General features: G+C 60.4%; 22 protein-coding genes. 10 read left to right on the top strand and 12 right to left on the bottom strand.

What is annotated here, in order from left to right:
• Nucleotides 1-36 precede the first annotated feature (36 nt).
• On the top strand, nucleotides 37-963 hold the full coding sequence (locus tag RID42_08520) for an ADP-ribosylglycohydrolase family protein (GenBank protein MEQ8247714.1): 927 nt from the start codon (nucleotides 37-39) through the stop codon (nucleotides 961-963).
• 52 nt (nucleotides 964-1,015) lie between these two features.
• Nucleotides 1,016-1,837 carry an aspartate/glutamate racemase family protein gene (locus tag RID42_08515; protein MEQ8247713.1) on the top strand — a complete coding sequence of 274 codons (822 nt, stop codon included), beginning with the start codon at nucleotides 1,016-1,018 and terminating at the stop codon, nucleotides 1,835-1,837.
• 7 nt (nucleotides 1,838-1,844) lie between these two features.
• On the opposite strand, the gene RID42_08510 is transcribed toward RID42_08515, so the two are convergent.
• The 4 genes from RID42_08510 to RID42_08495 are packed head-to-tail and all read right to left on the bottom strand — an operon-like array spanning nucleotide 1,845 to nucleotide 5,425.
• Nucleotides 1,845-2,489, bottom strand: a complete 645-nt coding sequence (locus RID42_08510) for an ABC-type transport auxiliary lipoprotein family protein (GenBank protein ID MEQ8247712.1) — start codon at nucleotides 2,487-2,489, stop codon at nucleotides 1,845-1,847.
• On the bottom strand, nucleotides 2,486-3,508 hold the full coding sequence (locus RID42_08505) for an MlaD family protein (GenBank protein ID MEQ8247711.1): 1,023 nt from the start codon (nucleotides 3,506-3,508) through the stop codon (nucleotides 2,486-2,488). The genes RID42_08510 and RID42_08505 overlap by 4 nt, the downstream gene beginning before the upstream one ends.
• 13 nt (nucleotides 3,509-3,521) lie before the next feature.
• A complete protein-coding gene (locus RID42_08500; GenBank protein ID MEQ8247710.1) occupies nucleotides 3,522-4,292 on the bottom strand; it encodes an ABC transporter ATP-binding protein in 771 nt (256 codons plus the stop codon).
• Entirely contained in the window at nucleotides 4,292-5,425 is a 1,134-nt protein-coding gene (locus tag RID42_08495; GenBank protein MEQ8247709.1) for an MlaE family lipid ABC transporter permease subunit, read from the bottom strand. The genes RID42_08500 and RID42_08495 overlap by 1 nt, the downstream gene beginning before the upstream one ends.
• Before the next feature lie 133 nt (nucleotides 5,426-5,558).
• On the opposite strand from RID42_08495, the gene RID42_08490 reads away from it, so the two are divergent.
• The gene (locus RID42_08490) at nucleotides 5,559-5,936 is read left to right on the top strand and encodes a cytochrome c family protein (GenBank protein ID MEQ8247708.1); all 378 of its coding nucleotides are present in this window, start codon (nucleotides 5,559-5,561) and stop codon (nucleotides 5,934-5,936) included.
• 52 nt (nucleotides 5,937-5,988) lie between these two features.
• On the opposite strand, the gene RID42_08485 is transcribed toward RID42_08490, so the two are convergent.
• The 5 genes from RID42_08485 to RID42_08465 form a co-directional block, all read right to left on the bottom strand.
• Entirely contained in the window at nucleotides 5,989-6,501 is a 513-nt protein-coding gene (locus RID42_08485; protein ID MEQ8247707.1) for an N-acetyltransferase family protein, read from the bottom strand.
• The gene (locus tag RID42_08480) at nucleotides 6,501-7,271 is read right to left on the bottom strand and encodes an amino acid ABC transporter ATP-binding protein (protein ID MEQ8247706.1); all 771 of its coding nucleotides are present in this window, start codon (nucleotides 7,269-7,271) and stop codon (nucleotides 6,501-6,503) included. The genes RID42_08485 and RID42_08480 overlap by 1 nt, the downstream gene beginning before the upstream one ends.
• A gap of 9 nt (nucleotides 7,272-7,280) precedes the next feature.
• Entirely contained in the window at nucleotides 7,281-8,390 is a 1,110-nt protein-coding gene (locus RID42_08475) for an amino acid ABC transporter permease (GenBank protein ID MEQ8247705.1), read from the bottom strand.
• Complete coding sequence (locus RID42_08470; protein ID MEQ8247704.1) at nucleotides 8,387-9,568, bottom strand: amino acid ABC transporter permease; 1,182 nt, start codon at nucleotides 9,566-9,568, stop codon at nucleotides 8,387-8,389. Before RID42_08470 ends, RID42_08475 begins: the two co-directional genes overlap by 4 nt.
• A gap of 76 nt (nucleotides 9,569-9,644) precedes the next feature.
• Entirely contained in the window at nucleotides 9,645-10,673 is a 1,029-nt protein-coding gene (locus RID42_08465) for an amino acid ABC transporter substrate-binding protein (GenBank protein ID MEQ8247703.1), read from the bottom strand.
• A 448-nt stretch (nucleotides 10,674-11,121) separates the two neighbouring features.
• On the opposite strand from RID42_08465, the gene RID42_08460 reads away from it, so the two are divergent.
• The 7 genes from RID42_08460 (at nucleotide 11,122) to RID42_08430 (ending at nucleotide 21,991) form a co-directional block, all read left to right on the top strand.
• Nucleotides 11,122-12,351 carry an HD domain-containing phosphohydrolase gene (locus RID42_08460; protein ID MEQ8247702.1) on the top strand — a complete coding sequence of 410 codons (1,230 nt, stop codon included), beginning with the start codon at nucleotides 11,122-11,124 and terminating at the stop codon, nucleotides 12,349-12,351.
• Between the two features lie 58 nt (nucleotides 12,352-12,409).
• Nucleotides 12,410-14,674: an adenylate/guanylate cyclase domain-containing protein gene (locus RID42_08455; GenBank protein MEQ8247701.1), complete on the top strand. Its 2,265-nt coding sequence runs from the start codon at nucleotides 12,410-12,412 to the stop codon at nucleotides 14,672-14,674.
• 451 nt (nucleotides 14,675-15,125) lie between these two features.
• A complete protein-coding gene (locus RID42_08450; protein ID MEQ8247700.1) occupies nucleotides 15,126-16,664 on the top strand; it encodes an ABC transporter substrate-binding protein in 1,539 nt (512 codons plus the stop codon).
• 94 nt (nucleotides 16,665-16,758) lie between these two features.
• Nucleotides 16,759-17,691, top strand: coding sequence for an ABC transporter permease (locus RID42_08445; protein MEQ8247699.1), 933 nt, complete (start codon nucleotides 16,759-16,761; stop codon nucleotides 17,689-17,691).
• Nucleotides 17,688-18,584: an ABC transporter permease gene (locus tag RID42_08440; GenBank protein ID MEQ8247698.1), complete on the top strand. Its 897-nt coding sequence runs from the start codon at nucleotides 17,688-17,690 to the stop codon at nucleotides 18,582-18,584. The genes RID42_08445 and RID42_08440 overlap by 4 nt, the downstream gene beginning before the upstream one ends.
• Nucleotides 18,577-20,682 (top strand): ABC transporter ATP-binding protein, encoded by a 2,106-nt coding sequence (locus RID42_08435; GenBank protein MEQ8247697.1) that lies wholly within the window; start codon nucleotides 18,577-18,579, stop codon nucleotides 20,680-20,682. The genes RID42_08440 and RID42_08435 overlap by 8 nt, the downstream gene beginning before the upstream one ends.
• Nucleotides 20,683-20,782: 100 nt before the next feature.
• Nucleotides 20,783-21,991: a phosphoglycerate kinase gene (locus RID42_08430; GenBank protein MEQ8247696.1), complete on the top strand. Its 1,209-nt coding sequence runs from the start codon at nucleotides 20,783-20,785 to the stop codon at nucleotides 21,989-21,991.
• Here the strand turns inward: RID42_08430 and RID42_08425 are convergent, their stop codons facing one another.
• The 3 genes from RID42_08425 to RID42_08415 all read right to left on the bottom strand — a co-directional run bounded on the left by RID42_08425 (nucleotide 21,992) and on the right by RID42_08415 (nucleotide 26,042).
• Nucleotides 21,992-24,355 carry a GAF domain-containing protein gene (locus RID42_08425; GenBank protein MEQ8247695.1) on the bottom strand — a complete coding sequence of 788 codons (2,364 nt, stop codon included), beginning with the start codon at nucleotides 24,353-24,355 and terminating at the stop codon, nucleotides 21,992-21,994.
• Nucleotides 24,315-24,989, bottom strand: a complete 675-nt coding sequence (locus RID42_08420; protein ID MEQ8247694.1) for a hypothetical protein — start codon at nucleotides 24,987-24,989, stop codon at nucleotides 24,315-24,317. Before RID42_08420 ends, RID42_08425 begins: the two co-directional genes overlap by 41 nt.
• A gap of 72 nt (nucleotides 24,990-25,061) precedes the next feature.
• On the bottom strand, nucleotides 25,062-26,042 hold the full coding sequence (locus RID42_08415; protein MEQ8247693.1) for a VCBS repeat-containing protein: 981 nt from the start codon (nucleotides 26,040-26,042) through the stop codon (nucleotides 25,062-25,064).
• Nucleotides 26,043-26,048: the final 6 nt, after the last annotated feature.

Raw genomic sequence — 26,048 nt, 5'->3', positions numbered from 1 at the left:
AACAGTAACGCCAGATCTGGCGGATAGGGGAGACGGTTGCCGGTCTCTACACTGGACAAGTTTCGCGGCGCATTGCTCGGCGGCGCGGTTGGGGATGCTATTGGCGAGCTCGCATCGGTCCATGGGGACCTGGATTCGCTGACCGACTGGATCAGTGAAGGCGATGTGCTGCGCTATACCGACGACACGGCAATGTCGATCGGCCTCGCCGAGGCGTTGACGCTGTCGGGCGGCGCGGTCAACGAGGATGAAATAGGGCGGATTTTTCAGCGCAATTACGGCAAAGAGCCGTGGCGCGACTATTCCAAGAGCGTTCCGGCGATCTTCGCGACAGCAAAACGCCACGACATGCCCTTTTCCGAGGCTGCCGCGCGGCTCCATGACGGCGAAGGGTCTTTTGGCAACGGTGCCGCGATGCGTATCGCGCCCCTTGGCGTCCTTTTTCGCAACTCGGACAACCTGCGTGAAAGTGCCGAACAATCGGCGCGAATTACCCATACGCACGCGGTCGGAATTGACGGCGCCGCAATAATGGCCTGGGCCGTGGCCCAGCTCGCGAACCTCGACCCGAAGGCGAAATTTCCCTTTGCCGAGTTTTGTACGGGCATCGTCCGCTTTGCGCAGACCAAGGAAATGCGCCTCAAACTGGTTCAGGTTGTGGAACTGATCGCCAGCAAGACGCCACCGAAAAAAGCCGCCGAAACGCTCCGTCTATCGCAAACCGTCACGGAGTCCCTGCCTTTCTCGCTGTATGCCTTTTTGCGCCGCATGAACTCGTACGAGGATTGCCTGTTCGGCGCGATCCTCCAGGGCGGCGATCGCGACACGCTTGGCTCGATGGCTGGCGCCTTGTGCGGGAGTTACTTGGGCGTCAAGGCTATTCCCAAGGACTGGGTGTCCCGGATCGAGAATCTGGAGCTGCTCGAAGACTTGGCCAAACGCCTAAACGGGCTTAGCGTATAGCCAAATACTCGCTACGCCTGCTGAGCAGGCCCCACCATTGGGGAGTCGCACGATGAAAAAGATCGCCGTTATCGGAACCGGATTTCGCCGCACCGGGGACCAAAAACCGCCGCAGGAAATTCTCGATATCAAGGGGCCGGACTTCGATCCGCTCTTGATCGAAACGCGTTTGCCCGCCTTTCCGGTCAATGAAATCAACCGGAACATGAGCGAGGTCGCCAATATCGAAACCGGTCTGCGTGCCGAGGCCGAAGGGTTCGACGCGATCTTTATCAATACTGTCGGCGACTATGGCTTGAGTGCCCTCCGGTCGGCGGTACGCATCCCCGTCGTCGGTGCCGGACAGGCGACCATGCACGCCGCCAGCCAGCTCGGCAGCAAATTTTCCATCGTCACGATTTGGCCGCCACAATTGCTGTTCATCTACCACGGGCTACTTCAGCTCTACCGCATGGAGGATCGCTGCGTGTCGATCCGCTGCGTTAGCGCGGACGACGAACTCGACACCCTCAGCGAGGACGAAAACTTCGTGACCGACATGCGGTCGGGCGAAATCACTCAGCAGGACCGCATCGTCCGCGAGTGCGAACGCGCCATTGCCGAAGACCATGCTGACACCATCATGCTGGGATGCACCTGCATGTCTCCCGCTGCCGCCGGTATTGCCGCTCGCGTCAGCGCGCCTGTGCTCAATCCGCTGGCCACGGGCTACAAGGCCACGGAAATGCTGTTGACCCTCGGCCTAAGCCATAGTGCGCTAAAATACCCGCAGGCGGGCGGCGATCGCAGAGACCACTACCGCGCGATGGCTGACGCGGTCCGGGCCTTGGATTTTCAAGACCCGCGGGGCAACGCGCGCGAAGCGGCCGAGTAGACGGCCGCTAGCGGACGCGGCGCGCGGCCGCGCCGCTCGTCAAGCTCCACTCGACGGTTTTGCGGATCACCTTCCCCAGCGCATCGTCGAACGCGAGGATGACGTCCTCCATCGCCGTGCTTTCGGCCACGACCCTTGCATCGAAATTCTCGGAAGCGATTATCTCGCGGCGGGGCTGTTTAATGAGCCGCGCGCTCAACCGAACATGGACCGTGGGCGGCAAGTTGGGTTTGGTGTACTCGGCTTGAAATTCGCGAAGTTCGGTCTTGAGATTGAAATCCGAGCGCAACCCGATGGTCTGGCGGCCGACCGCGACGATCTTGCCGCTGTTTTCGAAGGATTCGACGAGGAGCGTCTGCACCATGCGCGGCGCACGCTCGGTCCAGCGCGCGCCGGCGAAGTATTGGAGTTCAATCGCCCGGGTTCGAAGCGCGATGTTCTGCACCTGTAACCCACCGGCTGCGCTGGGCTCTTCTACAACGAGCTGCCAGTCGGCCGCCGGCAGGCCGGTATCGAAGGTGTTCTTGGGTGTCAGCGTGAACATGTCGGCCGGCGGACCGCCGCCCGGCAACACACCGCAACCGGCCAGCAGGCCGACGAGAAGAACCAGCGATGGCGCGAACCGCCGCCTGTCATTGCCAAGCCAGGTCATTGCGTTTCAAACCCCCGCTGCGCGTCGCCAAATAGGAATTGTGCCGGATCGGACTCGATGGCCGTGGTAAGCCGCGACAGGTCGCCCATGAGGGCACGCATGTCGGCGATCAGGCCGGAGAACTCGTAAAGTCCCTCGGCCGAAAAGTCGGCGATCGGTTGCCTCGTCTCCTCGACAATGACGTTCAGACCGTCCGAAACCTGGGTCACCGACGTTGCGGTGGCGCGGAGCTCCTGTATGAGACCGCGCAGGTCGTTTTCGACCACGCCGTCGGCAGTCGTCACCGCGCCGCGCAGAACCGCCAAGGTCGCGTCCGCGCTCTCCGACAAGGTGTCAACGCGCGCATCGAGCGTCTGGACGAGAGTATTGAGGGACACGGCCGCCTTTTTCATTTCGTCGGACGTTTCTTGGACGTTACCAAGAATGCTGCCCAGATCGCCAGCACGGCCCGCAAGTTCGCCCGACAAGGTCTGAACGTCCCCGATGATCGCCGATAGCGCTTTGATGTTATCGTCGTTGACCAGCCGTTTGGTTTGCTCCAGCAGCTCAACGCCGCGCGCGATCAGATCGGGCGCACCCTGAAACAGGCGCTGAAACTGGGAGGGGCGCGAATCGATCACCGGGTAGCGCTCGCCGGGAGGCACCTCGGTTAGGGCCGGACTTGTCGCGCTGCCGCCGGTCAGCGCGACCAACGAAACGCCTGTGATGCCTTGGGCCTGTAGTTCGGCGACCGAATCCTTCTTGACCGGCGTATCGGTCGCGATGTCGACCACGACGCGGACCCGTTGCGGGTTTTGCGGGTCGATCCGGATCGAGTCGACAGTGCCGACCGGTATCCCGTTATAGAGAACGCTGCTCGCAGTACTAAGGCCCGAGACCGACCCGTCGAAATAGATGGTGTAGCGCGCGAATTCACGGTCGACTTCGAGCTTGGCCAACCAAATCACAAACCCGAACAGGCCTAGCACGATCAAAAGGACAAACGAGCCGACCAGGATATAGTTCGCTCTATTTTCCACGTCGACTCCCCGTCTATCCCAGCGCGGCCCTGGCGCGCGGGCCATGAAAATACTCACGCACCCAAGGGTGATCGCTTCTCAGCATGTCATCCATCGGTCCAATCACGGACACCCGGTGGTCGGCAAGGACGGCGATACGGTCGCAAATTGCATTGAGGCTGTCCAGATCGTGGGTAACCATGAACACGGTCAGTCCCAACGACTGCTGCAATCGCCGAATCAACTGGTCGAAGGCGGCGGCGCCGATCGGGTCGAGGCCCGCCGTCGGTTCGTCGAGAAAGAGAATATCGGGATCCAGCGCGAGCGCACGTGCCAGCCCTGCGCGTTTGCGCATACCGCCGGAGAGCTGGGACGGAAACTTGTGGCACGCAGTCATCGGCAAACCGACCATGCGCAGCTTGAGCGCCGCGACCTCTTTGCGGAAGTCGTGGGCCATCGCGGTGTGCTCCTTAAGCGGCACCTCTATGTTCTCTTCGACCGTCAACGAGCTGAACAACGCGCCGTCCTGGAATAGAACCCCCCATCGTTTTTCTAATTCCAGCATCTCCTCGCGCGACGCGCCGGTGACCGGTCGGTCCAATACCTCGATAGACCCGGCAGTCGGTTTGTTGAGCCCAACAATGGTTCTGAGCAGGACAGACTTACCCGTCCCCGATCCGCCGACGACGCCAATGACCTCGCCGCGGCGCACATCTAAATCGAGGTCGTTGTGAATAACCTGCGTTCCAAACTCCGTTCGCAGTCCGCGTATTCGGATGGCGATGTCGCTGTCTTGCCCGGCCATCAGATACCGACCACTTGGAAAAAGATGGAAAACGCCGCGTCAATCACGATCACCAGGAATATCGCTTCGACGACCGCACGCGTCGTGCGCTGGCCCACGCTGGTGGCGCTGCCGGTGACTTGGAAACCTTCGTAGCACCCGATCATCGCGATCATGAACGCGAAGAACGGCGCCTTGAGAATGCCAACCCAGAACGACCACATACTAACGGCATCACGCAGGCGCTCGATGAACGTCGCCGGCGAAATATCGAGGGCAATCCAGGCCATGAGGCCGCCGCCTACTAGGCCCATGATATCGGCGAAGAATGCCAGCAATGGGAGCGTAAGGACCAGGGCAAACAACCGCGGCAGTACGAGAACCTCGATCGGGTCGAGTCCCAGCGTCTGCATCGCGTCGACCTCTTCGTTCACCTTCATGGACCCGATCTGAGCGGTGAAGGCGCTGCCCGACCGGCCGGCGACGATGATCGCCGTCATCAAGACGCCGATCTCGCGCAACACCGAAACCGCGACGAGGTTGACGACGAAGACTTCGGCACCGAACCGCTGTAGTTGGCTGGCGCCTTGGAACGCGAGCACGATGCCGATCAAAAAGGCCATCAGGCCGACGATCGGGATAGCATTCAGACCGACTTCTTCCATATGGTAAAAGAGCGAGGTCGTGCGGAGCTTGTGCGGGCGCGTAAGGGCGCGCGCCGCGGTGGTCAAGATCAAGCCGAAAAAGCCCAACAGGTCGGCCGTCTCGCGCCCGATATCGACGGCGCTCCTGCCAACGTGTTCCACCATGTTGACGAAGGAATTGCCGGTAGGTTCGTCGGGCTCGACTTCGGTCTCGGCCGCGCGCACGGCTTCGATCATCGCCGCTTGGGCGTCGTTCACGCCGACCAAGTCGACAGCAATGCCCCTAGCCTCAAGGTCTCTCGCGGTCCGGTAGATGGTCCAGGCACCGGCGGTGTCGAGCACCTCGACCTTAGCCAAATCGATTAGGGTCGGTCCGGCGGAGGCGGCGGCCATTGCGCGGATCTCCTTTTCCACTGCGAAGAGACCGCCGACCGCCCAACGACCGACTGGCGCGATAACCTGGCGGCCGTCGCTCTCCCAGGTTTCAAGCCAAGTCCCGTCGCCCGCCATACGCAAATCGTCCCCGCAGAAGATGTTCGAGTTTAGCCTCCTCACGGCGGATGAAGAAATCGTCATGTCGGCAATGTTGCCGTTACAATTCAGGTTTTCTATGGTCGGCAACGCAAAAAAAAGAGGTTGCCCGATGTTTAGAGGTTTGAGTTTTCTGGTCGTTGCGGTCGCAATTGGTGTCGTGAGTAATGGCGCGTGGGCCGACGGCGATGCTGAGAAAGGCGCCAAGGTGTTCCGCAAATGCGCCGCATGCCATTCGGTCGAGGCCGACGGAAAACACAAGGTCGGGCCTAATCTGCACGGGATTATCGGACGCGAGGCAGCGACGGCCGAGGGATACCGCTACTCGAAGGCGATGGCAGAGTCCGGAATCACATGGAATGAAGAGAACCTTGAAGAGTATCTCGAAAACCCGCGGGCCTTCGTCAAAGGCACCAAGATGAGCTTTGCCGGGTTGAAGAAAGAGGACGAGATCGAGGACGTGATCGAATACCTGAAGGTTGCCGAATAGCTTTTGCTGCTAAATGCAGTTTTCGGCAAACGGATGCACCGGCCTCCGTCGTTCACGTCTTGCCAACCTTGACGCTGCGGCGTTCTAGGATAATCGTATCGCGCCATCGGCCCCGCATGGGGCCATGGCCCATGCGGGCGACGCGCACGCGACGACCGACGGTGCGGAAGCCGTGCCGCGCATGGAGCCGCGCGCTCGCTGTGTTTTCCTCGAAGATCGATGATTGGAGGGTCCACACGCCCTCGCGCTCGGCACTGACGATCAAAGCACCCATGAGCAAGCCGCCGACGCCTTTGCCGAAGTGTTCTGCGGCGACGTAGATGCTGACTTCGGCGACGCCGCAGTAGACCTTGCGGCGCGATACCGGCGCCAGGGCCGCCCAACCGATCACCGTGCCGCCACTATCCGCGACCAAGCGACTATGTCGGTGATGGGCTGCTGTCCAGTCGGGCCAGTCCGGCGCTTTGGATTCAAAGGTCGCGTCGCCCGCGTCGATGCCGGCTTGGTAGATCGCCAGCACGGCCGCCGCATCCGCATCGACCATCGGCCGAACGATGGGCCGCATCAGTGGCTTAGAATCTGACTCAGGAACAGTTTGGTACGGTCGGATTGCGGGTTGTTGAAGAATTCGTCGGGCGTGTTCTGCTCGACGATTTGACCGGCGTCCATGAAGATCACGCGGTCGGCGACCTGGGCGGCGAATCCCATTTCGTGGGTAACAACCAACATCGTCATGCCGGTCTGCGCGAGGTCGACCATGACGTCGAGGACTTCCTTGATCATCTCCGGGTCCAGCGCCGATGTCGGTTCGTCGAACAGCATGATATTGGGACGCATACACAGACTACGGGCGATCGCGACGCGTTGCTGCTGTCCGCCCGACAACTGGCCAGGGTATTTGTCGGCCTGCTCCGGGATTTTGACCCTTTCAAGCAACTCCATCGCGACCTTCTCGGCCTCCCGCTTGGGCGTCTTGCGGACCCAGATCGGCCCCAGCGTGCAGTTCTCCAGAACCGTCAAGTGGGGAAACAGGTTGAACTGCTGAAAGACCATCCCGACCTCGCGCCGAATCGCATCGATGTTCTTGAGATCATGGGTCAGTTCGGTGCCGTCGACCTTGATGGTGCCCTCTTGATGCTCCTCCAACCGATTGATGCACCGAATGAGCGTCGACTTACCCGAGCCCGACGGGCCGCAGATGACAATCCGTTCCTGCGGCGCAACCGAGAGGTTGATGTCACGCAGGACATGGAAAGGTCCGAACCACTTGTTGAGGCCGACGATCTCGATCATCGGCTGCGCGTCTTGTGTGGCCTGGCTTTGATCCGTGGACATGGTTGCCCTCTAACGTTTGGTCGTGTCGAGGCGTTGCTCGAGATAGACCGAGTACCGCGACATGGAGAAACATACGACGAAAAAGAAGAGTGAAATGAAGACCTGCATCTCGACCGCCAAGCCCAACCAATCGGGGTTGGAGATCATGGTGCGTCCGATATTGAGCACGTCGAAGAGACCGATGACGATCACCAGCGTCGTATCTTTGAACAACCCGATGAATGTGTTGACGATTCCAGGGATGGATATCTTAAGTGCCTGGGGCAAAACGATTAGCCCCATCATCTTCCAATAGCCAAGCCCAAGCGCCTGGGCCGCTTCGTATTGGCCCCGGGGGATCGCCTGCAAACCGCCGCGAATGACTTCGGCCATATAGGCCGACGCAAAGGCCGTTACGACGATGATGACCCGGACGACCAAATCCAGACTGAAGGAGGTCGGCAGAAAGATCGGGAGCAGGATCGCGGCCACGAAAAGAAGCGTGATCAGCGGAACGCCGCGAAAAACTTCGATGAACGCCACCGACAGCATCCGCACGATCGGCATTTTTGAGCGGCGGCCCAAGGCCAAAACGATACCGATCGGCAACGACAATACGATTCCGGCGAGGCCGACAGTGACATTCAGCATGAAGCCGCCGAATTTCGCCGTGGGCACTTGCTCCAGCCCGAATCCGCCGATCAGCAAGATCGTGGCGACGAACGGATAGGCCAACGAAAACCAGCGGAGCCGCTTCGCGCCCGGCATCTTGTCGAACAGAATGGGCGCCAATGCGGGTGCGAGGAGGAGAAGCGCCAGGTTGACGCGCCAGGTCTGTTCGGGCGGATAGAAGCCGTAGAGGAACTGATCGATCCGCTGATCGAACCACGCCCAACACGCCCCGGTGCCGGTGCAAGCGAATCTGTCTGTACCGGCGAAATCGGCGTCGAAATACGCCCAGTCCAACAAACCGGGAATGATCAGCCAAAGCGCATAAAGGCTGGCCAGCGTCAGGATGGTGCTCGCCCACCCGGAGAACAAGTTGCTCCGCAACCAACCAACAACGCCCGACATCGCGACCGGCGGCGGGCGCTCTGGCAGCATGTCGTCTGGCTGTCGAAAAAAGGAGGGCACCGTCATCGTTCCACCAAGGCGATGTGTTTGTTGTACCAATTCATGAATGCGGAAGTCCCCAGGCTGAGGCTGAGGTAAACCACCATCCACAGGCTCACGACTTCGATCGCTTGGCCGCTTTGGTTCAAAACGGTGTTCCCGATCGACACGAAGTCCTGGTAGCCGATCGCAATCGCCAGCGACGAATTCTTGGTGAGATTGAGATACTGGCTGGTCAAGGGCGGGATAATGACGCGTAGCGCTTGCGGAATGATGATCTTGCGCATCGTCAAGCCGGGTCGCAGACCCAAGGCGTGCGCCGCTTCGGTTTGCCCCTTACTGACCGATAGGATACCGGCGCGTACGATCTCCGAGATAAACGCACCGGTATAGGTAGCAAGCGCCCACCAAAGGGCGACGAGCTCGGGCGTCACATTGAAGCCGCCGCGAAAGTTGAACCGGGTTTGCTCCGGGACATCCCACGACAACGGCTGGCCTAGCAGGACATATATCAACAGCGCAGGCACAACCGCTAGGCCAAGGCCAACCCAAAAGGTTGGAAACGTTTGGCCTGTCGCCATTTGGCGTCGGTAGGCCCAGCGCCCGATAACCACCGCCGCGACGATGCCCAACAGGAAAAATACGACAACCCAGCCGAATCCGCTTTCGAGGATCGGCGCGGGCATCCGCACCCCTCGGTTGTTGAGAAAGAGTGCACCGCCGATCGACAGACTATCGGCAACCTTTGGCAGGCCCGTCAGAATCGACCACCAAAACACGATCTGCAGTAGAACCGGCACGTTGCGGGTGAACTCGACGTAGACGCTGATCAAGCGCACGATCAGCCAATTGTTCGACAACCGCAGAACGCCTGCGACGAACCCGATCACCGTCGCCGTCACAATCCCAAGGGCGGCGACAAGGATCGTATTGAGGAGGCCGACAACCATCGCCCGACCGAACGTCGAGGTCGATGCGTAGTCGATCAGCTTTTGATTGATCTCGAAGAATGCTGGGTCGCCGAGGAAACCATATCCGGGCTCAAGACCCCGGGCTTGGAGGTTGGCCATCGTGTTGGCGACGATGAACGCCACCAACAGGGCGAGGCCCAATACGACCAGGATCTGGAAAAGCGCGCTTCGGGCGCGTTCGTCGCTCCACAGGCGGCCGACCTTAAGGCCGGTATCCCGGGTGACGTCAGTCATCGGTTACGACGGCGGTTGGGAAGATCATAGTGAAGGTTGCGCGTCGCCCGCTGAGCGGACGACGCGCAAGCCACTCTTAGCGCATCGGTGGCGCGTAGAGGAGGCCACCCTTGGTGTAGAGCGCGTTTTGACCACGCTCCAACCCGAGGGCCGTGTTCGGACCGAGGAACCGATCGAAGATTTCCCCGTAGTTGCCGACAGCTTTGATCACATTCGCCGCCCAGTCCTTTTGCAAACCAAGCATTTCGCCCAGTGAGCCTTCGGAACCCAGCATCCGGTTGATCTCCGGGTTGTCGCTCCCCGCCGCCATCTGCGCGACGTTGGCCTGGGTCACGCCGTACTCTTCGGCATTGACCAAGACGTTCAGGGTCCAGCGCGCCACGTCAGCCCATTGATCGTCGCCCTGCCGGACGAGTGGCCCGAGCGGCTCTTTCGAAATGATCTCCGGGAAGACCATATGGGCATTGGCGTCTTCGAACGTGGTCTTGGTCGCCGCGAGGCCCGACGCGTCGGTCGTGTAAACGTCGCAACGGTCGGCAAGGTAGGCGACACGGGCTTCTTCGTTGGTTTCGATCGGCACCGGCTCAAACTTGATGTTGTTGACCCGGAAGAAGTCCGCAAGGTTCAACTCGGTCGTCGTGCCGGTTTGGATACAAACCGAGGCGCCATCCAGTTCCTTGGCGCTTTTTACGCCAAGCGACTTGCGGCCGATAAAGCCTTGGCCGTCGTAGTAATTGACGCCCACAAAGGTGAAGCCGAGATCCACGTCGCGCGAAAAGGTCCACGTCGTGTTACGCGACAGGAGATCAATTTCTCCCGAAGCCAAGGCCGGGAAGCGGTTGGCACCGGTCAGGTTGACGAACTGAACCTTGTTGCCGTCGCCGAAAACCGCGGCTGCAACCGCGCGGCAGAATGCGGCGTCAAAACCGGTCCAGTTACCGGCATCATCGGTGTATGCAAAGCCCGGCAGTCCTGTGTTGATCCCGCATTTGAGAACGCCTGCGGCCTTCACGTCGTCAAGCGTCCCCGCTTGACTGACCGTTGCGGAGGCACCGATCGTGCCGACCGCCAACGCCGCGGCGGCTAGGAACTTTATTGGTTTCATGTCTCATCTCCCTTGATGTTTCGTATCGATAGGCAGGCCGACCGCGAAACGACCGGACCATTTCTTCCTATCGACTTGGATTAACCTTAACGACATCGCGTCGGGTCACCAAGCGCAAGACCGAAAATACGGCAGCGACCTTGACCTAGCGTCAACAAGTTCATGGAGCCAAGTCGGCTACTTTTTCGCCGAGTTTCTTTTGTGCGACACATGCGATCCTGGGCCGCGTGGCATAGCAAATGGCAGGTGCGCGGTACCTCGCGTGAACGGAAATTATTGCTCTGCGCATCGTCGAGGCGCGGCATTAACGTGAACGAAACTTCGCCTCGCCATACTGGCACGAACAAACGTGTAGTGCCGCGGGCGGACGCCGTGGGCCCAATTGCGAAGGTCCAATAGTCGCGCGTATTGTGACCGATATGACAACCGAACCAACCGCTCCGAAGTCATGAGTCTTGTTCTTGAACTACTAGCGCACGTCGAACAGGACGCGCCCCGCAACGTGAGCCAGCTTCTCGACCGCTTTCTCGGCAAATGCCGAGAAATGACGGGTGCCGACGCAGGCACCGCCTACATTGTGCGCCGGCGCGGTCGCGAACGGGTCCTAGCACCGATCGCGCGGCAAAATGCGCTCGCCGCGTTGCGCGCAACGCAGAACGACCTCATCCCGCTCAATGCTGCGACGATCGCGGGCTACGTTGCCGGTTCGGGCGATGTAGTCCGATTGGGCGACGTCGGCAAGGTACCGCTAGCCCGCCCCTACAGCTTCAACCCTGCCCTTGAAGCGCCGGGGTTCGATGTCGGGCCGTTGGCGTGCTTCCCGATCAAGACCTTCCAAGGCCGCGTCGTCGCCGTTATCGAATTGACGATGCAACGCGACGCGAAACCCAACGAAGAAGCTTTTTCGGACGAAGCCATTGCAGGACTGATGGAAGTTGCTGCAGTGATCTCCGGCTATGTTGAACGCACCGACAATCTTGAACAGATCGAAGAAAAAAACGCCAAACTACGCCAGCGCAACCGGACGCTCGCGCGGCAGCGTGAACGGATCGGCCAGCTTCAGGCCGAAACCGAGGACGCTTTCAAGCTTTCGATCAGTTTGCTGGCCCGCGCCGCCGAAATCCACGATGAGGGTACTGGCAATCATATTGTCCGTGTCAATGAATACGCCTACTTCCTGGCGCAGCGCTTGGGGATGGCCAAGGAATTTTGCGACGAGATACGATACTCCGCCCAGCTTCACGACGTCGGCAAACTCAGCGTCGACCAAGGAATCCTCAATAAAGGCGGCGAACTGACGCCCGAGGAACGTAGCCAGATGGATCAGCATCCGATCTTCGGTTTCCAGATCCTCTCGCATTCTCACCGATTGAAGCTGGCCGCAGAGATCGCCCTCTTCCATCACGAAAAGTGGGACGGTTCGGGATACCCGCATGGGGTGAAGGGCGAAGAGATTCCGATTTCAGCGCGGATCGTCGCGCTGGCCGACACCTACGATGCGTTGCGTGCCAAACGCTCCTACAAGCCCGCCTACTCCCACGACCGCGCGGTCGAAGTGATCGTTAACGGCGACAAGCGGCTTGATCCGGCGGGCCATTTCGACCCCGGCCTTATCGACATCTTTGTGCGCAATCACCAAGGGCTAGATAAAATCTGGCGCGAATTCGTCGATGCCTAGAGCGCGCGCCGCATAGCGCGTAGGCTTGCCGAAACAACACGACGGACCCCATGGCCCTATGCTGAGACGTCTCCGGCGCGCGCACCACATCCTGATCCCGCTTGCGATGATCTTAGCAGCGGTCGTCGTTCGCGCCGCCGTGCCGCAAGTCGAGGAACTTCGGATGCGTGTCTTCGACGTTTACCAGCGGCTCGCGCCGCGGGAGTATGTGCCCGTCCCCGTCAAGTATGTCGACCTTGACGACGAGTCGCTGGAACGAATCGGGCAGTGGCCGTGGCCGCGGACCTTCGTCGCGCAACTCGTTGCGCAACTCGCCAATGCAGGGGCGGCCGCTATTGCTTTCGATATCGTATTCGCCGAACCGGATCGAACCTCGCCGCAATACATCATCGACCTATGGCCCCTGACTCGCGAGGTCGAAGCCCTCAAGGCAAATATCGACTCGCTACCCGACCACGATGCGATCCTGGCTGACGTAATTGCGCAGACCCCGGTCATCACCGGCTTCGTCTTGACCGGCGACCCTAGCCTGCCGCGCGCTCCGGTCCACAAAGGCTCGGTCTCTTACGGCGGCGACAATCCGCTCAATCACCTGTTCGGTTTCCGCGGCGCGGTGGCGACCCTCGACGCGCTGTCCGAGAATGCGACGGGTAACGGCAGTTTCAACCTGATTGCAGAGCGCGACGGGATCGTTCGCCGGGTCCCGCTGTTCCTGCGGCTCGAGGGGCAGGACAGGCCCTATCCGTCGCTCAGCGCCGAGGTCATCCGCGTCGTGCAAGGTGCACCCGGCTACATTATCAAGTCTGCCGGGGCAAGCGGCGAAGTCGGCTATGGCGGCGTGAAACTCGGCCTCACGGCGGTCAAAATCGGACGGATCGAGGTCCCCACAGGACCGCAGGGCCGCATGTGGGTGCACTTCACCAAGCAAGTGCCCGAACGTCGTATTCCGGCGTGGAAGGTTTTTAGTGCCGACTTCGATCCGGCGAGCGTCGAAGGACAGATCGTGTTCATCGGCACATCGGCCGCCGGCCTCTTCGACATCCGGGCCACACCGCTCACCGCTGCGGCGCCCGGCGTCGAGGTCCACGTCCAAGCGGTCGAACAAATGCTCCTTGGGCACTATCTGCAACGCCCGGACTGGGCGGAGGGTGGCGAGTACTTCTATATGATCTTGCTCGGCCTGCTCCTGGTTGTGATCTTGCCCCGCCTTGGCGCGCTGTGGAGTGCGATCGTGGGCGCCCTGGGGATTGGGGTTGCCGTGGCGGCTTCGTGGTACCTGTATCGCGAAGAACTGTGGCTCTTGGACCCGATCTATGCGTCGTCGGTCGTCGTCCTTGTCTACATGTCGAGTACGCTTCTCAACTTCCTCAAGACCGAGGCGGAGAAACGGCAAGTACGCGGCGCGTTCAGCCAATACCTTTCGCCGGCGCTGGTCGAGCAACTCGCCGAACAACCGGAACGACTCGTTCTAGGCGGTGAAATGCGCGACATGACGTTGCTGTTTTGCGACATCCGTGGATTCACGACGATCTCGGAGCAGTTCAAGACCAATCCGACCGGATTGACCAAGCTTATCAACCGATTTCTCACGCCGATGACCGACATGATCCTCGACCGCCGGGGAACGATCGACAAGTACATGGGCGATTGCATCATGGCGTTCTGGAACGCCCCACTGGACGATTCGGCACACGCGGCGCATGGGTGCGACTCCGCTCTGGCAATGTTCAATGCGCTTCATGGGCTCAACGACAAACTGAAACAGGAAGCCGAGAGCGAGTCCCGGCCGCACTACCCCATCAATATCGGCATCGGCTTGAACACCGGCGAATGCTGCGTCGGCAACATGGGGTCTGACAAACGCTTCGACTATTCGGTGTTGGGCGATGCGGTGAACTTGGCGGCACGCCTCGAAGGTCAATCGAAGAACTACGGCGTGGGCGTGGTGATCGGTGTCGAAACACGCAAAGCGGCCCCCGAATACGCGTCGATCGAACTCGACCTGATCGCGGTCAAGGGCAAAACCGAGCCGGTGCTGATCTACGGCCTACGCGGCGACTCGGCCGAGAAAGCGACCGAACCGTTTCAACATCTCGAACGCGAGCACGACGCCATGATCGCGGCCTATCGCGGTCAGCAATGGGACCGCGCGATGCAACAAATCGCAACCTGCCGCGACCTCGCCCGACGCACGAATGGCGAAGCCCATGGGTTAGGCGGCCTGGATGAACTTTATGACCTCTACGAAGAGCGGATTGCGGCATATCGCGCCGCGCCACCAGGGGAAGACTGGGACGGCGTATTCGTGGCGACGTCGAAGTAGAGTCGCCCGCCGCCGATGACCGCGGGCCGAGGCCACGGCCATTCAAAATCACCATTCGACCGCGGCAAAATCACCAAACGATTTTCGTGCTGATTTGACTCATCGTCGAGTCATCGGAATAATCCCCGTTAGATCAACTGTAATCCAGACGTCGACTTAATATTTTAAGTAACGGCTGGTGCTGTCATTTTTTTATTTAGAGACCCAAAGGACTAACGATCGAATACTTTTGGATACTAAATACTTACATAGAAAAAATGACTCCTAACCTTGGGAATCCCCTTGTAACAACCTCAATTGCCACCGGAGGACACGACGCCATGAAGGACGACAAGACCACCCATCCGCTCATTCCAGAACTGGTCGATCAGCTCAGAAAGGTGGGATCAGCCGCCGGGAATTCGTACAAAGCGCGGCGGTTCTTGGCGTTTCCGCGACGGCGGCCTATGCATTGGCTGGCGCGACCCCGCGTCCCGCCCATGCGCAGGAAAACCCGAAATTCGGCGGCAATCTTCGCGTCTCGATGAATGTGAAAGAAGTATCCGACCCCGCGATATTCGATTGGGGTGAAAAAGGCGACGTCGCGCGTCACGTCATCGAACCGCTGGTACAAATCGATAAGAACAACGTTGCCCGGCCACACCTTGCTGAAAGCTGGACCGCGTCGGACGATTTGAAGACCTGGACATTCAACCTACGCAAGGGCGTGAAGTGGTCGAACGGCGACACATTTGGCGCCGACGACGTGATCGCCAATTTCGAACGATGGCTCGACCCCGCGACTGGTTCGTCGAACCAAGGCCGCTTCAGCTCGATGACCGAAACGGTCGATACGGGCAAGAAAGACGACGACGGCAAAGCGATGATGTCGACCCGCATGGCGTCTGGCGCACTGGAGCGGGTGGACGACCACACGGTCCGCTTCCACCTGGCCCGCCCCGACCTCTCTCTGCCGGAATCGATGGCTGATTACCCGGCCTTGATCGCGCACCGAAGCTTTGCCGGCGGCGACTGGTCGAAAAGCGCGATCGGCACCGGCGCCTTCGCCTTGGATAGGTTTGGCGTCGGCGAGGTCGCTGTGCTCAAGAAACGCGCAGGCAAGCACTGGTCGGGCGACGTCTACCTCGATCAGGTCACCTACATCGACAACGGCGACGATCCCGCGGCGGAGATCGCCGCCTTCGCTTCGGGCCAGGTCGACACCAATTATCAAACCAGTGTCGAGCAAGTCCCGACCATGCGCAGCCTACCGAATGTCGAGGTGATGCAGGCAGTCACCGCGCAGGCCGGCGTTGCCCGCATGAAGGTGACCGAAGCGCCATTCGACAACGTCAAGGTTCGACAGGCCGTTCAGGCCTGCCTCGACAGATCGCGTATCCTCGATGTGGTCTATAGCGGACTGGGCGCTGTCGGCTTCGACGATCACGTTGCCCCGATTCACCCTGAACACGCAGAACTCCCCCCGCTTAAGCAGGATTACGCCAAGGCAAAGCGACTCCTCGCGGAAGCCGGGCACCCCAACGGCCTAAAGCTCCGCATCGATTGCGTGGCCAACCCGACCTGGGAACAAAACACCTGTAAAGCCATTGCCGAAATGGTCAAACCTGCAGGGATCGACCTCGAAATCAACATTATGCCCGGCGGTACCTACTGGGACCGCTGGCTATCGACGCCATTTGGATTCACGTCGTGGACTCACCGCGCGCTTGGGGTACAGGTTCTCAACCTCGCCTATCGCTCGGGCGTGGCATGGAACGAAACGTCCTACAACAATCCGGAGTTCGACCGATTGCTCGATGAAGCGGGCGGTTTGGTGGATGTCGGCGAGCGCCGCAAAGTGATGGCCAAGATCCAGCAGGTCCTACGCGACGACGCCGTGATCGCCCAGACGTTCTGGCGCTCGGTATTCGTATCTCGAACAAACCGCGTCAAAGGGATCTACGCCCACGTGGCGTTCGAACACCACTACAACAAGGTCTGGCTCGCCTAAACTCCGAACGACCAGAAACCCTTTTGGGCCGGTTTGGCGCACCTGCTGAACCGGCCCGATTTTTTCAACACAACAACGACATTATCGGGCACCCATGCTGTTCTTCGTGACCAAGCGACTGGGACTCATGATCCTCACGATGCTGATCGTGTCGTTGTTGCTGTTCGTCCTCCTAGAATTTCAGCCGGGCAACGTCGCGACGAAGGTGCTGGGGCCGTACTCGTCGGAGGAACAGCGCCAACTTTGGCTTGAAGCAAACGGCTATCTCGAACCGCTCTGGACCCGCTACCTCAGTTGGCTTGGCGGCATGGTGACCGGCGATTTCGGCGAGTCCATCCGCTTCAAAACGCCGGTGGCCGATGTTCTGTGGCCGCGGCTATGGAACACCGCAATCCTCGCGTTCTGGACGTTCGCCATCCTGGTGCCTCTGTCGTTAACCCTTGGGGTCTTGGCCGGGATGCGCGAGGGTTCGGCGTTGGACCGGGCGATTTCGATCACCAGCATCATCACGACGTCGGTACCGGAATTTGCCAGCGCCGTTTTTCTTTCGGCGTTGTTCGTTTTTTCGCTCGGCCTATTGCCGGGCACGTCGGGGATGACAGATGGATTCGACCCGCTCCAGCTTTTTCTGCCCGTCATGGTGCTCGTCCTGTACGACGTAGGCTATGTGACCCGCATGACTCGCGCGTCGATGGCCGAAGTGATGACCACACCTTACATTCGCACGGCCGTCTTGAAAGGGTTGCCGTTTCGACGGGTCGTTTTTCGCCACGCGCTGCGCAATGCCCTTATCGCCCCGTTCACCGTGATCATGTTGCAGGTGAACTGGCTGCTATCAGGCGTAATCGTCGTCGAATTTTTCTTTGCCTATAAGGGCTTCGGCGGCCTCCTATTGGAGGCATCTCTGAATCAAGACATTTTCTTGATCGAAGCTTGCACGATGGTGGCTGTATTTGTCGCGGTAACCACCCAGACCCTTGCCGACATCGGCTACACCTACCTCAACCCGCGGATCCGGCTCGCATGAGCGCGCACGACACACCTTCGGCGTTCGATTCGAGCGCGGCCGGCCGCGCCTTCATCAAAGGGCTTCGCTCGCTCGCCCTATTGCGTGAAAGCAAGATCGCGATCGCCGGATGCGGCCTGGTCGGATTTTGGATCGTCGTCGCCCTGTTGGCGCCGCTGATCGCGCCCTTTCCACCCAACGCACAGATCCAGCCCTTTGCCGTCCCCTTCACGGCGGCGCCCAACGGCGGCATTTTCCTGTTGGGGACCGATCAGCTCGGCCGCGACATCCTCAGCCGCATCATGTGGGGTGCCCGAACCGTTCTATTCTTTGCACCCTTGGCAACCGCGAGCGCGTATGTCGTCGGCATCGCGATGGGCCTAGCAGCTGGCTATTTCGGCGGATGGATCGACGATGTTCTGTCGCGCATCAGCGATATCATTCTGTCCTTCCCGGTGCTGGTTCTTTACATCCTCATCATCGCGACCATCGGCGCATCCGGGATCAACATTGTCATTGCCGTGACCTTTGCCAGCGCGCCGGGCGTCATGCGCATCGTCCGCGGTTTAGTTCTCGATCTACGTACCCGGAACTACGTCGCCGCCGCCCAGACGCGCGGCGAGAGTCCCTGGTACATCATGCTGATCGAAATTCTGCCTAACGCCCGCGGGCCGCTGATCGTCGACGGTTGTTTGCGTATCGGCTACGTGATCATCACCATTGGCGTACTCGGGTTCCTCGGCCTCGGTCTGCCGCCGCCCGACCCGGACTGGGGCGGCATGATCAACGAGGCGCGCGCCCTCGCCCTCGCTTTTCCACATATGACCATTATTCCGTGCATCGCTATTTCATCGCTGGTCCTCGGCTTCAACCTCTTGGCGGACGGGATCAGGGAGGTTTCTCTCCATGACTGAACGAGCGCTAGTGGACGCCCCGGACCCGTCCGCCGCGCCGCTTCTCGATATTCGGAATCTATCGATTTCCTATTTCGGACGGGCGGGCGAGATCCCAGCGGTCATCGACTTTTCGCTGCGCCTGGAAACCGGCGAAGCTATTGCGCTCGTGGGCGAATCGGGTTGCGGCAAATCGACGGTCGCCCTGGCAATCATGCGGTATCTCGGACGAAGCGGCGCCATCGTTGGCGGCCAAATTCTGTTCAAGGGCCGCGACATCACGACACTACCGCCGCACGAATTGCGCGCGCTACGTGGCGGCGAAATAGCGATGGTGTACCAAGAACCCATGTCGGCGCTGAACCCGAGTATGACCGTCGGCGACCAACTGCTGGAAGTCCCGATCTACCATGGTGGAGCGTCGCGCTCAGACGCCTACGACCAGAGCATGGCGGCCTTGGAAGATGTTGGGCTCCCCGACCCGGCGCGGGTTGCTGCGTCCTACCCTCATCAAATCTCGGGCGGCCAACAGCAACGGGTGGTGATTGCGATGGCGCTTCTGGCGCGACCGTCGTTGCTGCTCTTGGACGAGCCTACCACGGCCCTCGACGTGACGGTTGAGGCCGGCATCGTCGATCTGATCGGCTCGCTCGCAGCGAAACACCGGACCGGGATGCTGTACATCTCACACAACCTCGGCCTCGTGCTGGAAACGTGCTCGCGCGTGAACGTGATGTATTCCGGCGAGGTCGTCGAGGAAGCGAGCGTCGGGACATTATTCGACGCACCCCGCCATCCCTACACCAAGGGATTGTTCGACTGTATCCCGCTACCCGACACCGACAAGGCGTCAAAACCGCTGGCGCCGATTCGCGGCCAGTTGCCGTTGCCGAACGAACGTCCGGTGGGCTGCAACTTCGCGCCGCGCTGCGACTATTTTGCACCCGGCCGGTGCGATACCGGGCCGGTGACCTTAACCGACGACGGCGGCGGGCACCGCGTGCGCTGCACGCAATGGTCAGAGATAGACTTCGACGCAGACGACGGCACCCGGCAAGGTCCCGCAGCATCGGCCCGTGACGTCACGATGGAAGTGCTGCGGGTTACCGACCTGAAAAAGTACTACACGATCAAAGACCGCAGCATCGGGGCGTTGATTTCTCGCCGGGGTGCCGTCGAGGTCAAGGCGAACGAAGCGATTTCCCTGGTGGCGCAACGGGGCGAGACTCTGGCCATCGTGGGCGAGTCGGGTTGCGGCAAGTCGACCTTTGCCAAGGTCCTAATGGGATTGGAAACGGCAAGCGACGGCGAAATCGTGCTCAACGGCAAGGCGATCGGGGAGACGCCGGTACGCAAACGCAGCAAAGCGCAACTCGCCTCGTTACAAATGATCTTCCAGGACCCCAACGAGACGCTCAACCCGAGCCATACCGTGGGCAAGCAGATTGCTCGAGTTGTCGACCGCCTCTCCTCTCGGCATGGCACTCGCGAAGAGGTTGCCCGCCGGGTTCAACGGCTCCTCGCCCTTGTGAAGCTGCCCGGCGAATTTGCCGACCGCAAACCGCGGCAACTCTCTGGCGGGCAGAAACAACGCGTCGGGATCGCCCGCGCCTTTGCCGGCGACCCGTCGCTTGTGGTCGCCGACGAACCCGTGTCGGCGCTCGACGTGTCGGTTCAGGCGGCGGTTACCGAACTGCTGATGGACATTCAACGCGAACACGGCACGACGTTACTGTTCATTAGCCACGATCTCGGGGTGGTACGCTACCTCGCCGACCGCGTCGTCGTCATGTATCTAGGGCGTATCATGGAGATGGGCCTGACCGCGGACGTTTTCGCGCCGCCCTATCATCCCTACACCGAGGCACTGCTGTCGGCGGTGCCGATTGCCGACACCCGTTACGAAAAGAAGCGGATCGTTCTGGAGGGCAGCCCACCGAGCGCACTCAAGCCGCCCTCGGGGTGCCCCTTTCACACCCGCTGCCACCGCAAGGTCGGCGCAATCTGCGAAACCCACCTGCCGCCGGTGATCGAGACCGACAGCGGACACCGGATTGCTTGCCATATTCCGGTCGACGAACTGGCGCGCGTCGACCCCGTGATCCAAACGGTTCCCTAAAGTCCTATCTCTTGGCGACACAAACGCGATGGCTGGCGCGTTGAAGGGGCTGGTGCGAGTCGGTATGGTTCGCGCCGCCCCGTCGGAAACCGAGAAACCCATGGAAAACCTTCGTACGCTTGACGATATCGACGTCGACGGAAAGACCGTTCTTGTCCGCGCCGACCTCAACGTGCCGATGGAAGACCTGGCGATGACCGACGGCCTCCGGATCGAACGTCTGGTACCGACGTTACGGGAATTGCTCGCGAGTGGCGCCCGGGTGGTTGTGCTCTCGCACTTCGGCCGGCCGAAGGGGAAGTTCGAGGCGGCGCTGTCGCTGCGGCGCGTTCGGGAGGTTCTCGGGACCGCTCTGGGACGACCGCCCATCCCGTTCTCGGACACCTGCGTCGGGCCCGCAGCCCAAGAGGCCGTGGCGGAGCTCGAGCCGGGCGAAATTATCTTGATGGAAAACCTTCGGTTCCATGCCGGCGAGGAGAAGAACGATCCTGATCTCGCCAAGGCGCTCGCTGCACTGGGTGACATTTACGTCAACGAAGCGTTTTCCTGTTCGCACCGGGCCCACGCCTCCATCGAGGGGATCACGCATTTCCTTCCGAGCGCCGCCGGTCGGGGGATGCAAGCCGAATTGAACGCCTTGCACCGGGCGCTCGACGCGCCGGAGCGTCCGGTAACCGCCATTGTCGGCGGATCCAAGGTCTCGACCAAGCTGGGCGCCCTCACCAACCTAGTTGGGAAAGTGCAGCACCTCGCGATCGGTGGCGGGATGGCCAACACGTTCCTCTACGCCCGCGGCGTCGACATCGGCAAAAGCCTGTGCGAACCGGATTTGGCCGAGACGGCCCGCGACGTTGAGGCCGCGGCTGCGCGCAGCGGGTGCGAGATCGTCTTGCCGGTGGATGCCGTCGTTGCCACGGCACTAAAGGCGGACGTACCGACAACGACCATCGACATCGGGAGCGTGCCCGCAAACAGCATGATCCTCGATGTCGGGCCGCGGTCCATCGCTGCACTTCTGGAAATACTCGATCGCAGCCGCACGGTGGTGTGGAACGGCCCGCTGGGCGCATTCGAAACCGCGCCATTCGAAACCGGGACGCTCGCGGTTGCACGCAACGCGGCGGCGCTAACGAAGGCGGGCAAGCTACTCAGCGTAGCTGGCGGCGGCGACACCATGGCCGCACTCGCAATGGCCGGCGTCGACACACAGTTCAGCTATGTGTCGGCAGCGGGCGGGGCGTTTCTCGAATGGCTCGAAGGAAAAACGCTTCCCGGCGTCGAAGCGTTGGAGCGTTCGGCGGGCGCCTGACTATTTCGACGTCATGACCCAAACGCCGTTCCAGGCGTCGCCGGGCGGGTTCTCTTTCAGATGCACACAACGGTCGATATAAGTCTGCGATAGCCGGTCGCTCGGGTTGCGATTGAGCGCTTCCTGGAACTTGTCGACAGCCTTGTTCCAGGTTCCGGCACGGTAGTGCTTCATGCCTTCGTTGAAGTAATTGACCACATCCATGAGGTTCGGGAACGTCTCGTCGGTGTGATAATCGAGAACCTCATAGACCCCAACGGGCTCCGTCTTTCCCTTCACAACCACCATATCGACATCGCGGATCCGGTAGGTGCCGCGCAACTTTTTATAGGTATGGTCGCTGATGAGAATGCGCGCCGAATAGGCCTTGCAGGCACTTTCGAGTCGCGAGGCAAGGTTCACGCCGTCGCCGATCAGCGTGTAATCCATGCGCTTGGGCGACCCGATGTTACCTGACACGACGGTGTCGGTGTTGAGGCCGATCCCCATATCGACCGGTAGCAACCCGTGCGTCTCGCGCTCTTTGTTCCATGCCCAGAGATCGCGAATCATGCTGATCGACGCCCGCACCGCGCGGTCCTCGTCGTCGTCGTGGGCGATGGGCAGGCCGAAGGCAGCCATGATCGCATCGCCAATGAACTTGTCCAGCATCCCTTCTTCGCGCGAGATGCAATCGACCATGATCGTGAAGTAATCGTTGAGAAATGAGACCGTCCCTTGGGCGCCTAGCTCTTCGGTCAGCGTCGTGAACCCTCGAATATCGGAGAACAGCACCGTCGCCTTTTGGCTTGTGCCGCCTAAGATGTCTTCGCCGCCGTCCCGCATCAACCGGTCGGCGATGCCGGGGTCCATATAGCGCGACATCGTGGACTTCATCCGCTTTTCGGAACTGATGTCCTCGACCATCAGCATCAACCCGAGCTTCTCGTCTTCGCCCCCAACCAGGGGAAGGATTGTCAGGTTCGTCGCAATCGTGTCGCCACCGAATTTGAGCTCGGCATCGACGAAGATGTCTTGCTCCTGTTCTTCGCGAACTTTGGCGAGGCGATCGACAACCCAAGCATTGTCGCCGACAAAAAACGTCTCGGCAGTCTTGCCGAGAACGTCCGCGGCGCGGGTCTTCAGGATACGGAGGCCGGCTTTGTTGCAGGTGACGATCGCCCCTTCGTCGTCAAAGGTGATGACGCCGTTGGACATGCTCTCCAGCATCGACTCGTTGTAGTTCTTCATTTGCTGGATGTCGTCGAACAGCTTGGCGTTCTCGAGCGCAATCGCAACTTGCGCGGTGAATGCTTTCAGTCTGCTCTCGTCTTCGGTCGTAAAGGGACCGCCGCGTTTATTCAGAACTTGGGTAACACCGATTACCTTGCCGCTCTTGTTCGATACCGGTACGCAGAGAATCGAGCGGGTGAAGAACCCTGTCTGCTTGTCGAACCCCGGATTGAAACGGAGATCGGCATAGGCATGGGGAATATTGACGCTCTTGCCGGACGTGAATACGGCGCCCGCGATGCCGGCATTGTTAGGCAGTCGGATCTCGCCGATCGAGGAGTCGCCCTGGGCCACGCGGGAAAAAAGTTCTCCGGTCTTCTCGTCGCTGATAAACAGCGTCGAGCGCTCAGCACCCAGCATTCGCGTTGCCTCGCCCATCACGCGCTGGAGCAACGTCCCAAGCTCGAGTTCCGACGTGACATCGGCGACGAGATCGAGGAACTCCATCTCCTTTTCGCGGGTGTCCTTCATCCGTTCGACAAATACGGTACTCTGGAGAGCGACCGCCGCCTGAGTCGTCATTTGCTCTAGGAGATGCCGGTCGTCCTCGGAAAACGATCCCTCGTTCTTGTTGAGGGACTGCATCACCCCGATCACTTCGCCTTTGACCGTACGAATCGGTACGCAGAGGACACTCTTGGTGGTGAAGCCGGTTTGCTGGTCGATTGCGCGGTTGAAGCGCTCGTCGCTATAGGCGTCTTGAATAATGACGCCCTTCCCGCTGGTGAAGACGTGCCCGGCGATCCCGCTGGTGTTGAGGATCCGGATTTCGCGCCGGAACGTACCCTGCGCGACACGCGAATAGAGTTCGCCGGTCTGGGGATCGTTGAGGAACAGAGTGCCACGTTCGCACCCAAGTTCCCACGAGGTCATTTCGACCAAGGTTTCCAGAATATCGTCGAGCGACTCAATCGAGGCGCAGCGCTTCGAAACGCTGAGAAGGATTTCGGCATGGCGCAGGCGCGCCTCGACATCGCGCCGCCGGTCGACGGCATCGCCAGCACTATCCGGGGCGACCGTTGCCTTTTTCTTGGCTCGCCCTTTGCGCCCGTTAGCCTTTACCTTCTCTGCCGTTTCCGACTGCATTGCCATGCAGGCTCTCCCAATGCTCGCGCAGAGCGCGAACGGACTCCTGGAGATGCGTCACTTCACCTCGGTGACCGCGCTCCTGGTCCTGTATTTTACCCTCATATTCGCCGCGAGTCCTGTCTAGGGCATCCCTGAGGGATTGTGCGGCTTCGCGCAGCGTTGCGATCTCCCCTTGGGATTCCGCAACCGCCGTTTGGACCCTCCTTTGAGCCTCGAACCGTTGCGTGTCAAGTTCGTCGCGAAGTGCCTGGGCGGCGCTCTTCAACTGCCTGATCTCGTTGGCCGAATCCGCGCGCGCTTCTTGAACACGTCGTTCTGCATCGTGCGTCACTTCGTCAACGGTGTCCCTTAGACTCTGCGCCGCTGCGCGCAGCTGGGCAATTTCGTCCGAGGCCTCCGCGCGGGCACGTTGGACCGCCGCATCTTTCTCCATCCGTAAGTTGTCGAGTTCATCCCTCAGCGCCTGGGCCGTGCTTTTGAGTTGCACGATTTCATCCTGCGCCCCGGCGGCGGCACGCTGCGCCGCGGTCTGTTTCTCGACCTCGCTCCGTTCGAGTTCGTCGCGGAGCGCTGCAACGGTCGCCTTGAGCTGCCGGATCTCTGTCTCGGCGTCGTGCAGTTTGTCAGAGCTGTCCATTGCATCCCGCGATTCGGACGTGTGAACGCATTCTCAGTCCGCGCGAAATCTTCGGCGTTGGAACGCGTGAAATCAAGGGCTGGCCGAGGTGTGCTTGCGAACGATAGCCAATGCGCCGTCAGCAAGTCCAAACGCAAATGCGCCACTCGCTGGGTTGATGACGGCAATCCGGGTCGAGACCCGCGCGGGCAATGGCGATTCGCCGAGCTCGTTGAATGCACCGCCGGCGAAACTCAGGACGCGCAAGGCACCACGGTCTGCACTTGGCAGTACAATATCGACAATGCCGTCGCCGTTCATGTCGGTAAGATAGGATAAATAAAGGTCGCGCGATCCGATGAAGTGATTGGAGAAACCGCGCGCACTATGGGCCATGGTCAACGTCCCGCCGTCGAGCTTATAGAGTTCGAGAACGCCACCGATGTGTGGCGTCTTGACGAGGGCGATTTCGGGGCGTCCATCGCCGTCGAAATCCGCCACGCCAACCGGATTAAGCCAACGATTGGGCTGCCCAATCGGGGCTGTTTCCGCGACGAGGGCCAGCTTCCGGTCGCGGAGGCCAAAGACCGCGAGTGCCGCACCGGCATCGACGTAAGAGCGGACAATCAAGACTTCGTCGCGACCGTCTCCATCAATGTCATAGAGACGCGGCGCGATATCTTCAAAGACGGAGTCTGGCGGCAACTTGACGTCGAAGACGCTGCCGCTCTTAGAGCGAACTCTGAGCCCACTCGCTTCGATCGCATCGCCAAGCACGCCGTGGCGGTAGCGGCTGGTCGGCCCGGTGAGATAGGCCTCGCCGATATCGTTTGTGCCCACCGTAACGATTCCGTCGGGCAACATGTCAGGACGCCGCAGAGGGGATGGTCGTTGATAGGAACCGAGCCGCTCGGTGACGGTTTTGCCGGCAGCGGTCTCACCGATGCGAAAGAAACCGCCCGAGCGGGTGAGGACGAGCGCCCTTCCCTGCTCCTCGAACACCTCCACGACCCCGCCGGGAAGCGCCGCGAATTCGATCGACCAATCGGCGGCCGACAGGGGAGCCGCGGTCACAAACCA

The sequence above is a fragment of the Alphaproteobacteria bacterium genome (assembly GCA_040216735.1).
GTDB lineage: Bacteria > Pseudomonadota > Alphaproteobacteria > SHVP01 > SHVP01 > CALJDF01.
Note: the sequence above shows the minus strand (reverse complement) of the source record. Positions and strands in the feature narration are given on the sequence as shown.